Here is a 14,936-nt window from a genome sequence, read left to right as displayed (position 1 = left end):
GTCGAAGAAGGCGTTGTACGACGCCGCCCTCGCCGCCCGCGCGTAGCCCGCCGCGCTCGACCGCCGCCCCCGAGTGCCTGCCTCCCGGCAAAAGGTGGCGACGAGCACAGGTATGGATGTGCCGGCGACCAACTTCCGCCGGGGGTGCAGCGGAGGCCAGGTGCCTCCCGGCAAAAGGTGGCGACGAGCACAGGTATGGATGTGCCGGCGACCAACTTCTGCCGGGGGGCGTCAGGTGTCGTCGTCGTCTGCGGTGAGGCGGACCTGGACCGGCTCGACCGCGCCCGTCCGGTAGGCGGCCCGCCCGATCATGTGGCCGGACACCGGGATGGTCAGCAGCTGGAACGCGCCGATCAGCACCAGCATCCCGACGTCCAGGCCCGAGCGCAGGCGTAGGCCGACCCCGATCAGCACCAGCAGGACGCCGAGGACCTGCGGCTTGGTGCCCGCATGCATCCGGGTCAGCAGGTCGGGGAAACGCAGCAGCCCGATCGAGGCGGACAGGCACAGCAGCGCACCCGCGAGCAGGCAGACCAGACCCACGCCGTCGGCGACATCCGTCCAGCTCATGAGGTCTCCTCCGGGTCGGCGCGGTCGTCGGCAAGGTCGTCGCCCCGGGACATCCGGCCGTCGGGCGAGACATCGGGACCGGCCTCGGTGGCGTGCTCGGAGTCCAGGCCCGCAGGCGGTCCGACCGGGCCCGACGCGGTGAGGACCCGGCCCGCCGGCGCGACCTCGTCCTGACCCGGCGCGGTGTCGCGGTCCCGCGCGACGAACCGGGCGACGGCGACGGCTCCGACGAACGCGACGAGCGAGAGCGAGATCAGGATCGGCAGCGTCGTGCTGTGCCGGGTGAGGGCGGCCTCGGTGCCGAGCGCACACACCACGATGGACACCAGGACGTCGGTGCCCACGACCCGGTCGAGCACGCTCGGCCCGCGCACGATGCGGACCAGCGCAAGCAGCGCGGCGAGGGTCAGCAGGCCGCCGATCACCCAGAAGGCCAGGTCGGAGACGCTCATGTCCGCTCCTCCGTCGTCGGGCCGGGTACGTCGGTGGCGAGCGCGCGCAGCACCCGGTCCTCCTGGCCGAGGATCTGACGATGGATCCGGCGGGCGCCGTCGAGGTCGTGCACGTCCAGGGCGTGGATGGTCATGGCACCGCTCGCAGGCTCGAGGTCGATGACGACGGTCCCGGGGACGAGCGCCACCATCTCGGCGGTCACGGACTGCAGCAGCTCGTCACGGCCACGCAGCCGGACGTCGAAGACCACGCCGTTCGCGGGACGGCCGGGCCGCACGGCGAGCCACGCCACGGTGACCGACGCCCGGACCAGGTCGACGACGAAGTGTCCGAGCAGCACGGCGAACCACACCGGCCGGAAGGTCATGCCGACGCTGAGCCGCGGCAGCGGGAACACCATCAGGATCACGAACCCGAGGGCCAGCCCCCCGAGGACGTTCGCCCACGACACGTTGCCCCACAGCAGCACCCACACCAGGGTCAGCCACAGCAGCGGGAACGGCTGGACGCGGCGGCGGATCACGGCGCCCCTCCGTCCGCGGTGCTGTTCACCAGGACCGACTGGACGTACGTCGACCGGTTCAGCAGGTCGGCCGCCGCTCGGTCGGTGATGTGGAACAGCGGGCCGGCGACGACGGTGAGCCCGACGCCCACGACGACCAGCACGGTGGTCGGCATCACCACGCCGTACGTCAGGGCGTGCTCGCGGGAGGCGCGCACGGCACCGGGACCGCTCCCGGCCATGGCCTCCTCGGGCGCCCGCCAGAACGCCCGGCCCCAGACCCGGCTGACGGCGTACAGCGTGAGCAGGCTGGTGAGGGCCGAGCCGGCGAGCAGCAGGTACGCCAGCGGCGTGCCCAGGTCGGCGCCCGCCTGCATCAGGCCGACCTTGCCGAGGAAGCCCGAGAACGGCGGGATGCCGGCGAGGTTGAGCGCGGGGACGAAGAACAGGACGCCGAGCAGCGGCGCCGAGGTGGCCAGCCCGCTGAGCCGGCTCAACGACGTGGACCCGCCGAAACGTTCGATCAGGCCGGCGACGAGGAACAGGGTGGTCTGGATCGCGATGTGGTGGACGACGTAGAAGATCGCCGAGGAGTAGCCCTTCTCGCTGCCGACCGCGATGCCGAACAGCATGTAGCCGATGTGGCTCACCAGGGTGAAGGACAGCATGCGCTTGATGTCGTCCTGCGCGACCGCGCCGAGGATGCCGACGAGCATCGTCAGCAGCGCGGCCCACAGCAGCAGCGTGTTGAGCCGGCCGTCGGGGAAGAGCAGCGTCTGGGTGCGGATCATCGCGTAGATGCCGACCTTGGTGAGCAGGCCCGCGAAGACGGCGGTGACCGGGGCGGGCGCGGTCGGGTAGGAGTCGGGCAGCCAGCCGGACAGCGGGAAGACGGCCGCCTTGATCGCGAAGCCGAGCAGCAGCATCGCGTGCAGCGCCAGCGACGTGCCCGGCGGCAGCGCGTCCAGCCGCTGGGCCAGGATGGCCATGTTCACGGTGCCCGCCGAGGCGTAGATCAGGGCGATCGCGACCAGGAACACCAGGGACGACAGCAGCGACACGTACGCGTAGGAGATGCCCGCCCGGACGCGGTCCTGGGTGCCGCCGAGCGTCAGCAGGACGAAGCTCGCGGCGAGCAGCATCTCGAAGCCGACGTACAGGTGGAACAGGTCGCCGGAGACGAACGTCGTCGACACGCCTGCGGTCAGGACCAGCAGGGTCGGGTGGAAGATCGGCAGCGGCGCCTCGCCGTCGTGCTCCTCGTCGAACGCCGACCGGCCGAGACCGACGGAGTAGCGCAGGACCGCGAGGGTCACGGCCGAGGACACGATGAGCATCAGGGCCGAGAGCCGGTCGGCGACCAGGACGATGCCCTCGGTGGGCGGCCAGCCGCCGACGTGCACGACCTGTGGGCCGCGCTGGTCGGTCGCCCACAGCAGGGCCATCGACACCGCGAGCACGGCGGTGACCACCGACAGGCTGGTGAACCGCTGTACGCGGGTGTGGCCCGCGGCGGCCAGGGTGATGCCGGCGCCGACCAGCGGCAGGATCACCGGCAGCGGGACGAGGTCCTCGAGCCCCATCAGCCCTCCTTCCCGCCGGTCACCGTCTGGGTCTTCTGGTCGTCGTGCGCGTCGTCGTTCTCGTCGAGGTGGTCGTCGTACGTCGTGGGGCCGTCGGGTACGGGCAGGCCCGCCGGGTGCGGGGCCACGGGCTCGTCCTCGGGCCGGTCGCGGTCCTGGTAGTCGCTCTCGGACATGTCGTTGTCGGTCGCGCGCCGGTGGATGCGGGTGTCCTCGACGTCGTCGGCGAGGACGTCGGTCTCGGACAGCTGCCAGGATCGGTGGGCGAGCGCGAGCATGAAGGCGGTCATGCAGAGGCCGATCACGATCGCGGTGAGGACGAGCGCCTGGGGGAGCGGGTCGCTCATCCGGGCGCCGTCGTTGCGCCCGACGATCGGTGCCCGTCCGGCGCGGCCGCTGGCGATCAGGAACAGGATGTTCGCGCCGTTGCTCAGCAGCAGGAACCCGATCAGGGCCCGGACGACGGAGCGCGCGAGCAGCAGGTAGACGCCGGTGCTGAACAGCACGCCGACCACGAGCACGAGGGTGATGTTGGGGGTCATGTGCCCATCGGCCCCTCCCGGACGGGAGAGGAGTTCGCCGCCGGCTCCCCGCTCTCGGTGTGGGTGCCGGCGACCTGAACCGACTCGGCGTCCTGCTGCTCGATCTGGGTGTCGACCCGGGAGCCGAGGCTGCGCAGGATGTCCAGCATCAGCCCGATGACGACGAGGTAGACGCCGAGGTCGAAGAAGACGGACGTCACCAGGTGGACGTGGCCGAGCAGCGGCAGGTGCAGGTCGAAGATCCAGCTCTGCAGGGGTCCGCCGCCGGCGAGCATCGCGCCCAGGCCGACGCCTGCGGACAGGAACAGGCCGGCGCCCATCAGCAGGCCGGGCATGACCGGCGCCGCGGCGAGCAGCTCGTCCCGGGAGCCGGCGAGGTAGCGCACGGCCAGCGCCAGCCCGCACATCAGACCGGCGGCGAACCCGCCACCGGGGTGGTTGTGGCCGGAGAAGAGCAGGTAGAGCGACCACAGCACGATCGTGTGGAACACCAGGCGGGTGACCACCTCGAAGATCGTGGACCGTCGCTCCGGGGCGAGGCGGCCGCCCTCGGCCAGCCACCGGCTGCCGCTGCCCTCGGCGCCGCCGACGTCGGTGTAGGAGCCGCGTCGTTCCCAGGAGGCACGGATCAGCTGTCGGCCGCGGGCGTGGACGTCGCCGCCGATGAAGACCAGGCTCGCCACGCCGGTGGCGGCGACCAGGACGACGGACAGCTCGCCCATCGTGTCCCAGGCGCGGACGTCCACCAGGATCACGTTGACGATGTTGCTGCCGCCGCCGAACTCGACCGCGCTCCTGGCCAGGTCGCTCGCCGACGGCGGTGTGCTGCGGACCGCCGAGGCGGTGAGGGCCATGGCGGCGGTGACCGTCCCGACGCCGAGCCCGAGCAGGGCCCGCCACCGCCGCACGGCGCGCGGGGGGTCGTCGGGGAACTTGCCGGACAGCCGTCGCAGCACCAGGACGAAGACGACCAGCGAGACCGTCTCGACCAGGATCTGGGTGAGCGCGAGGTCGGGTGCGCCGTGCAGCAGGAACAGCATCGAGGCGCCGTACCCGGTGACGCCGAGCAGGAACACCGCGCGCAGCCGGCGGCGGGCGCGGGTCGCGGCGACGGCCGCGGCGACGACGACCAGGCCGACGGCGGGCTGGGCCGGGTTGTCCCACCAGCGGACCTGGTCCGGCCAGGTCACGCCGCCCCACAGCAGCTGGCTACCCGGGACGACGATGAAGACGATCAGGATCAGCGCGAGCGACAGCGGCAGCGACCCGCGCTGGACGGCGCCGGTCACCTCGACGGACGCGCGGTCCAGCGACCGCATGGCGAGGCGGTAGACCTGCTCGGCGGAGTACGTCCTGGGCAGCCGGCCCTGCGCGGACTCGAAGGGCGCACGCGCGGCGAACAGGGCCGCACCGCACGCCCACGTCAGGACCGACAGCAGCAGCGCGAGGTTGAACCCGTGCCAGCCGCCCAGGTGCACCGGGTGGTCGCCGGCGACCCACTGGTCGGCGTACGGCGCGAGCAGCGGCTCGATCCACGTCGCGGTGAGTCCGACCACCAGACCGCCCGCGCCGAGCAGCACCGGGACGGCGGTCAGCCAGGGGCCGGCGTCGAAGACCTCGGTGAGCTCGCGGCGGGGCGCGGTGGCGAACGCGCCCCACAGGAACCGCGCGGTGTAGGCGAAGGTGAGGATCGAGCCGACGACCATGACCGCGAGCATCAGGGTGTCGGCGCCGGCGGACCCGGTGGGCCCGGCGTCGTACTCCGGCCCGAGCAGGAAGGCGCCGAACGCCGCCTCCTTGGCGAAGAAGCCCATCAGCAGCGGGAGGCCGGCCATCGACAGACCGGCCAGCAGCGCCGCACCTGCGATCCAGGGCATGCGCCGGCCGAGCCCGTTGAGCCTGCGCAGGTCACGGGTGCCCGTACGGCAGTCGATCGCCCCGACGCTGAGGAACAGGGTCGACTTGAACAGCGCGTGCGAGAGCAGCAGCCCGAGACCGGCCAGCGCGGCGCCGTGGCCGCCGGCCCCGACGACCAGCGAGATGAACCCGAGCTGGCTCACCGTGCCGTACGCCAGCAGCAGCTTCAGGTCGACCTGGCGCAGCGCTCGCCAGGCGCCGATGAGCATGGTCAGACCGCCGAGGGTCAGCAGGGTGACTTTCCACTCCGTCAGCCCGGAGTAGGCGGGCGCGAACCGGGCGATCAGGTAGATGCCGGCCTTCACCATCGCGGCGGCGTGCAGGTAGGCGCTCACGGGCGTCGGCGCGGCCATCGCGCCGGGCAGCCAGAAGTGGAACGGGACGAGCGCGGACTTGGAGATCGCGCCGGCGAGCAGGAGCACGACGGCTGCGGTCACGGCCGTACCCGTCGGGGGCGCGGCGAGGACCTCGCTGATCCGGTACGTCCCCGCGCTCTGCCCGATGATCACGATCCCGATCAGCATCGCCAGACCGCCGGCCGTGGTCACGACCAGGGCCTGGGTCGCGGCGGAGCGGCTGTCCCGGCTGGTCGTCTTGTGCCCGATCAGCAGGTACGACAGGACGGTGGTGGCTTCCCAGAAGAGGTACAGCACGAGGAGGTCGTCGGTGGTGACGAGGCCGAGCATGGCCCCGGCGAACCCGGTGAGACACCCGGCGAAGCGGCCCATCCCGGGGGCGTCGCGCTCGAAGTAGGAGGAGCAGTAGATGAGGATGAGCGCCCCGATGCCCCCGACGATCAGCGTCATCAGCCAGGCGAGCGTGTCGAGGGTGAAGGTGAGGTTCATCCCGAGCGAGGGCACCCAGCGCAGCGACTCGGTCGGGCCGTGCCCGTCCCGGACGGCGCCGGTCTGCGTGAGCGCCCACCCGGCGGCACCCGCGGGCGGCAGGGCCAGCAGCCAGAACGCGCGTCGGCCCAGCAGTCGGACGAGGAAAGGAGCAGCGGTCGCGGCCAGGGCGTGGATGACCAGGAGGGCGATCACTGGCACCTCCTCGTCGTCGCGGCGGCGTGGACCCCGCAGCCGCGCGTCCAGGGCAGCGAGGGCCGGCGGACACCGAAGCGAGGGGTGGTGTGGCTGCCGAGTCTAGTGGTGCGGTCGCGGGCTCCCGACCGACGTGGGTTGCGCCCGGTCAGCAGAGGGGGTCGAACGGCAGCCGAACGCGCGTGTCGCCGGGGTCGCCTGCCGTGTAGCAGATCCACGCCACACGGCCCTGCGCGACGAACGCGTCGGTGCTCACCTCGTGCGTCGCGGTCCGGGGCTTCCCGTCGGCGGTGAACCGCACCGTCAGCCTCGTACGGTCACCGTCGGACTCCTGGCGCAGCACCGTGGCGGCGGCCATGTGGTCCGGGGGAGCGGGTTGCTGGCTGCGGCGCCACACGATCCAGCCGGTGACCGCGAGGACGGCCGCGAGCCCGAGAAGGAGCATGGGGCGGAGCGACGGCGGCGAGCCGGGCAGCCGGGGGCCGGCCGCGGCCGGTCGCCCGTCGCGGGTACGGAACGTGGTCGGCACCGGGTCTCAGGCCGGCTGTCCGAGGCCCGGTCGGCGGCGTCTGCGCATCCGCCGCATCCGCCGCCAGAGCACCCACACCGCCCACACCAGGACGACCAGGGCGACGATCACCAGCAGCGGGAGGAAGATCGCGGTCAGGCTCAGCCCGACCGACGCGACGTCCTCCACTCCGGAGATGACCGGTGCGCCGATGCCGGCCGTGGACACGTTGACGGCGGGTCTGATCGCGGCCTTGGTGGTGTGGACGAGGCCGGCGATGACAATGCCGCCGACCGCCCCCACCCACGGGTGCTGCTGCATCCAGGTCGAGCTGTCGATGTCGCCCGCCGACTGCGTCGCGGCGAAGACCACGCCGCCGATGGTCGGCCGTACGGCGGTGCCGATGAGGTCGTTCATACTGTCGATCGCGGGGATCTTGTCCAGGACGACCTCGGCGACCAGCAGCACCGTCGCCGCGGCGATCGCCCAGGGCGACTCGATCCAGGTGAAGGACGCCGGCAGGGTGATCACGTCGGTGAACCGGGCGACGAGGGCGACCAGCAGGAACGGGACGTAGGCGTTGAGGCCCGCGGCGGCGGACAGCCCGGCTCCGGTCAGAGCGGCGAACATCGTCGTGGACCTCCCTGGCGGACCACCCTCGGGTCCCGCGCAGCCCAACATTCCCACACTGCCGGCGTCCGGAGCGACGACTGCGGCTCGTCAGCCGACGCGTACGTCCATCCCGATCAGAGCACCCGGCAGCACTCGAACGCCAGAGTGCTGGCGAGGGAACCGGACCCGTCGCCACGATCGGAGATCGACCGCCTCGACCCGGGGGACCTCAGGACGCGGGTGATGAAGGACCGCTGGTGGCGAGGTCTCGGCGGTCCGCGAGCTGGTCCGTCGGCCAGCGCTCCTCGAGCCGAAACGTCTTCCAGACGGCGACGGCGAGAACCCATGCGGCCACGAAGAGCGCGACGATGCCGTACCCGACGTGGTCGAGCGGGACGTCGGCGATCGCGGCGAGGGGGCCGCTGGTGAGGTCGAGCCGGTCGGCCAGCACGCCGACCAGCTCGATGGTGCCGATGACCAGCGCGACGGCGACCGAGACGGACGTGACGACGAGGTTGTAGAACACCTTGCGGACGGGCCTGGCGAACGCCCACCCGTAGGCGAGGTTCATGAAGACGCCGTCGAGCGTGTCCATCGCGCACATACCCGCCGCGAAGAGGACGGGCAGGACGAGGATTGCGTAGAACGGGAGCGCGAACGCCGCCGCGCCGCCGGCGAGGACGAGCAGCCCGACCTCCGAGGCGGTGTCGAACCCAGCCCGAACAGGACGCCCACCGGGTAGATGTGCCACGGCTCGCGGACGGTGCGCAGCAGTCGCCCGAGGAGCCTGTTCAGCAGCCCCCGGGAGTCCAGCCGGCGCTCGAGCTCCTGCTCGTCGTACTCCCCACGGCGCATCCGACGGAAGACGTCGAGCAGTCCGACGAGGGCCACGAGGTTGAGCACACCCAGCAGCCACAGGAACACGCCGGACACCGAGGGACCGATGAGCCCCGTGACGGTGTGCAGCGCGGAGTCGTCGTCGGCCACCGAGCCGTCCAGCGCCCGGACGCCCAGGACAAGGAGGAAAGAGAGGCCGAAGACGATGGTGGAGTGGCCCAGGGAGAACCAGAACCCCACGGAGAGCGGTCGTCGGGTTCGGACCCCTTCCGCTGCCGCCGTAGGAGCGTCCGCGAGCAGCTTGCGAGTCGTGTTGTCGACGGCGGCGATGTGGTCGGCGTCGAAGGCATGCCGGATCCCGAAGGTGTAGGCCAGGACGCCGACGCCGACCCCGAAAGCGGGATGCTCACCACCGATGCGCAGGTGCTGGGGCGCGACGACTCCGAGGAGCAGGCCGAACCCGACGAGGTGCAGCAGGACGACCGTGCCGGCCATCCACCACAGGGACCGTCGATCTGCGGAGGACAGCGTCGTTCTTGTGACGGCTGGTACTCGACTGGTCATGCTGGTCCCTCCTGGGGTGGAGTGGCTCCCGCGGTCTGCCGCTTGGCCGACGCCGGTGGGCGTGGTCGGGCGAGCAGGAGCCCGAGCTGGGGAAAGGCGATGACGGAGAGGAGGCCCGCGGCGACGAGCGCCACGTAGTTCTCCGGGGTGATGAGCTGCAGCTGCACACCGATCTGCCCGCCGACGACCGGGATGCTGAGGGTGGTCGCCTGGAACAGGCCGGCGGCCACGGCTTGCCGGGTCGAGCCCAGCAGCGGTCGGTACGCCAGGGCGGGGACGGCGCGCACGAGCAGAAAGGCGGCGAGGAAGACCGGGATGCGCAGTGTGGTCGACGGCTCATCGACCAGGCTGCGGATGTCCAGGTTCATTCCTGTCGCGACGAAGAAGAAGGGGATGAGCGCGCCGAAGCCCACGGCGCGCAGCTTGGGGCGGAACTGCTGGTGGCTCTCGTGCTCGTCGCGGTCCAGGAAGGACACCGTCGCCCCAGCCAGGAAGGCACCGAGGATGGCCTCGAGCCCGAAGGCGGAGGCCGCGGCGGCGAAGGTCATGAGCAGGGCGACCGCCGCACGTATCCGGATCTCTGCCGTCGTGCTCTGCAGCGCCACCAGGCTGCGCGACAGCCAGGTCCAGCGCTCCAGGCCCACCAGGACCACGGCGGCGACCGCCACGAGGACCAGGAACGTCCCGAACAGGGTCAGCTGGGAGCCCAGCCCTCCGGATCCTTCGGAGAACAGCAGTGACAGCAGGGCAACCGGCACCACCTCGGCCAGGGACGCACCGGCCACCACCAGCTGTCCCAGGGGCCCGTCCAGGCGTCCGGCGTCGTCCAGGATCGGCAGGACGATGCCGAGCGCGGTGGCCGACAGGATGACCGCGACGAGGACGGGGGACTTGACCAGCCCGACGACCCCGAGGGCTCCGCCGACGACGAGCGCGATCACGAACGAGGTCGCGAACCCGAGGACGGAGAGGCGCAGGGAACGGCCGCGGAGGTTTTTCGGCTCCAGCTCCAGGCCCGCCAGGAACAGCAGGAACGAGAGCCCGACGAGCGACAGGACGCGGACGGGGCCGTCGGCGGAGGCCCACCCGAGCAGCTGCGGGCCGATGACGACGCCGAGCAGGATCTGGAGGACCACGTCGGGCACGGGCAGCCGGAACAGCTGGACGGCGAGGGGCGAGATCGCGGCGACGACGGAGACGAGGGCCGCGGAGGTCAGCACGGCGGCACCTCGACGGCCCTCGTCATGTCGTCACGCTCCGAGGTCGTCGGTGTACGCGGTGTCCCAGTCGCGGCGATCGACGTCGCGGTCGAAGTCGCCGGGCTGCTCGAACGTGACGTGGACGGCGGCCTCTCCCGGTACCGCCCCGTGCCAGTGCCAGGCGCCCGGCGGGCTGCTGACGACGTCCCCGGCGCGCACCACGTGCACGCCCGCATCGTCGCCGACCACGCCGACGCCGTCCACGTACACCAAGTGCTGGCCGCCGTGGTGGGTGTGCGGCACGGTGCGGGTGCCCGCACCGAAGTGGACCGCCATCGATCTCAGTCCCGGCAGCTGGCACGGCAGGACCTGCACGCGGACGCCGTCGGGCTGGTTGAACAGCGTTCGCAGCGCCTCCGGGACCTCGCTGCTCTCATCACTACTGGTCGATCCGAAATCGTCCATGACCTTCTCCTCTCAGGCGGACGGCACGACGTAAGGGAAGGACTGCTGCCGCGTCTCCGCGGCGTCCTGGCCGTCGAGCCCGGTGGGGATCGCGGAGTTGGTCACGAGGCCGTACATCACCTCGGGGGCGTTGTCGGCCAGTGCGCGTCCGTTGAACCCCGCGAAGCTGAAGGCGGCGGGAGTACCCACGGTGTACGGCAGGACGTTCGGCAGCAGGCGCCGTGCGACCTGCTTCCCGTAGCTCGCCGCGTCGACGACCCCGGTGCGAGCCGCGGCCGCGACGACCATGCGGGTGACGCGGTCGCCGTCGTTCTCGAGGTCCTGGGCAGGGTGCGCCTCGGTGTCGCGGTGATATTCCTCGCTGTCGTCGTCGCCTCCGCGCGCGAGGAACAGCGGCCAGATCATGGGGATGCCGTTGCGGTTGATCTGCCGCCACCCGCCGGCGTCGGTGGCCAGGTGAGTCGTCGACCAGACACCGATCCGTCGGTCGGGACGTAGCTCCTGGTCGCTGGTTGCAACCTCCACGACGATGACGTCGACCCGGCTGCCGGTGAAGCTGGACTTCGCCGCGGTCGGGGTCCAGTCGCCATTGTCGATCGGTTGCTCGTTCTGGAACCCGGCCAGGATGTGACCGAGGTGGCCGAGGTCGAGGTAGAACGGGTCGGCCGCCTCCCCGGCCCAGACCCGTACGCCGGTGCCGTCGATGACCTCGCCGGTGCGGCCCTCGGCGATGACGGTGTCTCCTCCGCCGGCGACCCGGTTGGCCGTGACCTGCTGGCTGCCGTCGGCCTCCCGCTCGCCGAAGGTGAGGGTGTAGGTCACCGACTCGGTGGGCGAGCCGTCGAGGTGGACGCGGAACTCGTACCGCGCCTCCGGGTGGAAGCCGGGTTTGCGGGCGTCGCCGGCGAGAGAGGTGTTGGTGACCATGACCAGAGCGGTGCCCGTCTCCCCGTCGAAGACGTAGGTGTCGGTGACGTTGAGACGCGAGTCCTTCCGCGAGAGTGGTGAGTCCAGGTGGTGCGACATCTCGGTCCTCCTGTGTGGGATGTGATGCACCGACCACCGTGGCGTGCCACCCGCGGGCCGCGCCTCCGTCACTCGACTGTGGTCGGACCCGGCCCGTCGGGCGACCTACCGCACACCGGGAGCTCCTCGCTTCGGTCATCCGACTGCGTCGAAGTTGCGTGACCGCGTGACGCCCGTGCAGGAGCGATCTACCGTGGATTCGTCATCCCGACGTTGTCCCTCTGGGGGTGGTTGATGTGCTCAGCCGGTTGCGCCGGACGGGTGCGCCACCCGCCGGGCCTGGACGCCGATCACGCCCATGACCAGCGCGTCCACCGCCGACGGCTACGTCGGGCGAGCTCGCGAGACCGCTTTCCTGGACGAGGTACTCGACCGGATCTGCGACGGTCACGGTCGCGTCGTCCGCCTCGACGGTGAACCCGGCATGGGGAAGACGGTGCTGCTCGACATCATGGCCGCGGGAGCCGGAGCCCGCGGCATCACCGTCCTGCGGACCCGCGGCACGGAGTCCGAGCAGCACCTGTCCTTCGCCGCTCTCCACCGGCTGCTGCAACCGCTGCTGGCGCGGGTCGACGACCTGCCGCCGGGCCAGCGCAGCGCCCTGCGCGGAGTGTTCGGCCTGGACGTGGGCACGCGGATCCCGGACCGGTTCGTCGTGGGACTGGCCGTGCTGGAGCTGGCCGCCGACGCCGCTTCCCGCAGTGCACTGCTCCTCGTGGTCGACGACCGGCAGTGGCTCGACTCCAGTACCCTCGACATCGTCGAGTTCGTGGGGCAACGACTGGACGATCTGCCGATCGGTGTGGTCTTCGCCCAGCGCGAGCCCGACGAGCTGATCCGTGACGAGTCGGCACGCCTGCACGTCACCGGGCTCGACGACGAGAGCGCCACGCGCATCGTCCAGGAGCGGTTCGCCGCCCTGCGTGAGAGCGAGGTCCTGCGCATGGTCGAGCTTTCGGAGGGCAACCCGCTGGCCCTGCGCGAGCTCACGCCCTCCGACGTCCGCTCCTACAACGCTGCTCGGTCCCAGCTGCGGTCGACGCCGCGGTTGAGCCGACGGCTGCAGGATGCCTTCGGTGCCAGGGCGCGAGACCTGCCCGACGCAGCCCGCCGCAGCTGTCTGGTGGCGGCCCTGCAGGACAGCGACCAGGTCGTGCACACCGTGACCGCGGCGACCATGCACGCCGAAGGGGAGTTCCCGGTCGACGACGTGGCCGCCCACCTCGACCTCGCCCAGGCGGCCGGCGTCCTGGTCGTCGACGAGTCCACGGTCAGGTTCCGCCACCCGCTCGTGCGCGCGGCGGTCATCGCGCAGTCGACGACGACCGAGAGGCGCCGAGCGCACGAGGCGCTGGCCGCCGCCATGCCCGACCAACCGGCGCGACAGGCGTGCCACCGCGCCATCGCCCTCGTGCGTGCCGACGAGGCCGAGGCTGCCGCCCTGGACGACCTCGCGGAGGGCTGCCAGGCCGAGGGCTCGGTCGTCCTGGCGCACACCTTGTTCGGGCACGCTGCCCGCCTCTCGGAGAAGCCGGCCGACCGCAACCACCGCCTCCTGCGACTGGCCGAGCTGGCCTTCCAGATGGGTCGATACGCGGAGGTGCGCGAAAGGGTGGAGAGCCTGCGCTCCGGCGACCTGCACCCGGCCGACCGGGCGAGGCTGGTGCTTCTCGAGATGGCGTTCGACGACGGCGTCCCTGAAGGAGCGGACGCCGTACGACGGTTCGTCGACTCGGCGGTGAACGCGATCGATGTCGGCCAGGGTGGTCTGGCGGCCGGACTGCTCGTCGTGGCGGCGCGCAACACCTACTGGGGAGCCACGGCCGAGCTGCTCGGACCGGAGATCGGGGATGCGGCCACCCGACTCGGCGCCACTGACGAGGAACAGCTGCTCGGGCTCATCGTCAGCGCCTTCCTCACCCCGTTCGGATCAGGACGGCAGGTGATGGAGACCATCCGCGCCGTGGATCCGGCCGCTCTCGACGACGAGGTCGTCGCGCTGCTGAGTCAGGCGGGCTTCGTCATCGGCGACTTCAAGCGGTCGCTCGAGCTCGCCGGTGCGGCGTCCGTGGGCCTGCGCCGCGACGGCCGCCTCGGCTTCCTGGCCGCCGCGCTGGTCCTGCAGTCCTTCTCGGCGCTGTACCTCGGCCAATGGGACGTCATGCTGACCGCTTCCGAGGAGGCGGAGCGGCTCGCCGCCGAGACCCGCCAACCCGTCTGGTGGGCGTGCGCTCGGCTCGCCCGTGCCAACCTCGGTGGGCTGCGCGGTGGGAGGACCGAGCCCGAGGAGATCGCGGCCGAGGTCGAGGGCGTCGCCGCCGCCACCAGCAACGCCGCGCTGATGAACGGCGTGCAGCTGAGTCGTGGGTTCACCGCGCTGGGCACCGGAGATCCCGCTGCGGCCTGCGCCGAGCTGAGCCGCATGTTCGACCGGGACGACGGCGCGTTCCAGATGCCCCAGTCGGCATGGGCCATCGACTACTACCTGGAGGCGGCGTCGACGGCTGGGGAGATGGACCGGGCTCGCGCCTCGCTGGCCGAGATGGAGAGGCTGGTCGCCCCCACGCCGGCACCGGGAATCCTGCGAGCCATGTCGCTCGCGCGTCTGTACGCCGCCGACGCCAGGCACATCGACCAGCGGTACGCCGAGTGCAGCGCGGTCGCATCCACGGCCTGGCACCGGGCCCGGCGTGACCTCTTCTACGGCTCGTGGCTCCGTCGGCATCGCCAGAGCGTCCACGCGCGACCCCTGCTGCGTTCCGCGGCCTCCACCTTCGAGTCGCTGGGGGCACGGTCCTGGGCCGATCGCGCCCATCACGAGCTCGTCGCCGCCGGCGCACGGCGGATCGTGCAGGGCCGACCCGAGGCGTGGTCGCTGCTCAGCGCCCAGGAGCTGCAGGTGGCGCGACTTGCCGCCCAAGGACTCACCAACCGGGACATCGGCGCTCGCCTCTACCTGTCCCATCGCACGGTGTCCTCACACCTCTATCGTCTCTACCCCAAGCTCGGGATCACGTCGCGTACTCAGCTGCACCTGGTGCTCGACGTCGATGCCGAGACGGGCTGAGGCTCGAGGGCGAGCATGAACGACGCTCCGGCGGCCTCCTAGGATTGGCCA

At 71.7% G+C, this 14,936-nt stretch carries 12 protein-coding genes and 1 pseudogene; 1 reads left to right on the top strand and 12 read right to left on the bottom strand.

What is annotated here, in order from left to right; genetic code table 11:
- Nucleotides 1-231: 231 nt before the first annotated feature.
- From mnhG to P4R38_RS19950, 12 genes and pseudogenes are all read right to left on the bottom strand, one after another.
- Nucleotides 232-570: a monovalent cation/H(+) antiporter subunit G gene (mnhG, locus tag P4R38_RS20005; RefSeq protein WP_275236699.1), complete on the bottom strand. Its 339-nt coding sequence runs from the start codon at nucleotides 568-570 to the stop codon at nucleotides 232-234.
- Nucleotides 567-1,022 carry a monovalent cation/H+ antiporter complex subunit F gene (locus P4R38_RS20000; protein WP_277193759.1) on the bottom strand — a complete coding sequence of 152 codons (456 nt, stop codon included), beginning with the start codon at nucleotides 1,020-1,022 and terminating at the stop codon, nucleotides 567-569. Before P4R38_RS20000 ends, mnhG begins: the two co-directional genes overlap by 4 nt.
- On the bottom strand, nucleotides 1,019-1,546 hold the full coding sequence (locus tag P4R38_RS19995) for a Na+/H+ antiporter subunit E (protein ID WP_277193757.1): 528 nt from the start codon (nucleotides 1,544-1,546) through the stop codon (nucleotides 1,019-1,021). Before P4R38_RS19995 ends, P4R38_RS20000 begins: the two co-directional genes overlap by 4 nt.
- Nucleotides 1,543-3,108, bottom strand: a complete 1,566-nt coding sequence (locus P4R38_RS19990) for a Na+/H+ antiporter subunit D (protein WP_277193755.1) — start codon at nucleotides 3,106-3,108, stop codon at nucleotides 1,543-1,545. The genes P4R38_RS19995 and P4R38_RS19990 overlap by 4 nt, the downstream gene beginning before the upstream one ends.
- On the bottom strand, nucleotides 3,108-3,650 hold the full coding sequence (locus tag P4R38_RS19985) for a Na(+)/H(+) antiporter subunit C (protein WP_277193753.1): 543 nt from the start codon (nucleotides 3,648-3,650) through the stop codon (nucleotides 3,108-3,110). Before P4R38_RS19985 ends, P4R38_RS19990 begins: the two co-directional genes overlap by 1 nt.
- Nucleotides 3,647-6,607, bottom strand: coding sequence for a Na+/H+ antiporter subunit A (locus P4R38_RS19980; protein ID WP_277193751.1), 2,961 nt, complete (start codon nucleotides 6,605-6,607; stop codon nucleotides 3,647-3,649). Before P4R38_RS19980 ends, P4R38_RS19985 begins: the two co-directional genes overlap by 4 nt.
- Before the next feature lie 148 nt (nucleotides 6,608-6,755).
- Nucleotides 6,756-7,136, bottom strand: coding sequence for a hypothetical protein (locus tag P4R38_RS19975; RefSeq protein WP_277193749.1), 381 nt, complete (start codon nucleotides 7,134-7,136; stop codon nucleotides 6,756-6,758).
- 6 nt (nucleotides 7,137-7,142) lie between these two features.
- Nucleotides 7,143-7,745: a DUF4126 domain-containing protein gene (locus P4R38_RS19970; protein ID WP_277193748.1), complete on the bottom strand. Its 603-nt coding sequence runs from the start codon at nucleotides 7,743-7,745 to the stop codon at nucleotides 7,143-7,145.
- A 211-nt stretch (nucleotides 7,746-7,956) separates the two neighbouring features.
- A pseudogene (gene nicT / locus P4R38_RS19965) lies at nucleotides 7,957-9,059 on the bottom strand (Nickel transporter NicT).
- Nucleotides 9,060-9,124: 65 nt separating this feature from the next.
- On the bottom strand, nucleotides 9,125-10,348 hold the full coding sequence (locus tag P4R38_RS19960; protein WP_277193746.1) for a cation:proton antiporter: 1,224 nt from the start codon (nucleotides 10,346-10,348) through the stop codon (nucleotides 9,125-9,127).
- A 30-nt stretch (nucleotides 10,349-10,378) separates the two neighbouring features.
- On the bottom strand, nucleotides 10,379-10,792 hold the full coding sequence (locus tag P4R38_RS19955) for a cupin domain-containing protein (RefSeq protein WP_277193744.1): 414 nt from the start codon (nucleotides 10,790-10,792) through the stop codon (nucleotides 10,379-10,381).
- Nucleotides 10,793-10,804: 12 nt separating this feature from the next.
- On the bottom strand, nucleotides 10,805-11,818 hold the full coding sequence (locus P4R38_RS19950) for a DUF4331 family protein (RefSeq protein ID WP_277193743.1): 1,014 nt from the start codon (nucleotides 11,816-11,818) through the stop codon (nucleotides 10,805-10,807).
- A gap of 298 nt (nucleotides 11,819-12,116) precedes the next feature.
- Between P4R38_RS19950 and P4R38_RS19945 the strand changes: the two genes are divergently transcribed.
- A complete protein-coding gene (locus P4R38_RS19945; protein ID WP_277193741.1) occupies nucleotides 12,117-14,885 on the top strand; it encodes an AAA family ATPase in 2,769 nt (922 codons plus the stop codon).
- Nucleotides 14,886-14,936 lie beyond the last annotated feature (51 nt).

The organism is Luteipulveratus flavus, assembly GCF_029439465.1.
GTDB classification, from domain to species: domain Bacteria; phylum Actinomycetota; class Actinomycetes; order Actinomycetales; family Dermatophilaceae; genus Luteipulveratus; species Luteipulveratus flavus.
This window is presented reverse-complemented; position numbering and strand designations above follow the sequence as displayed.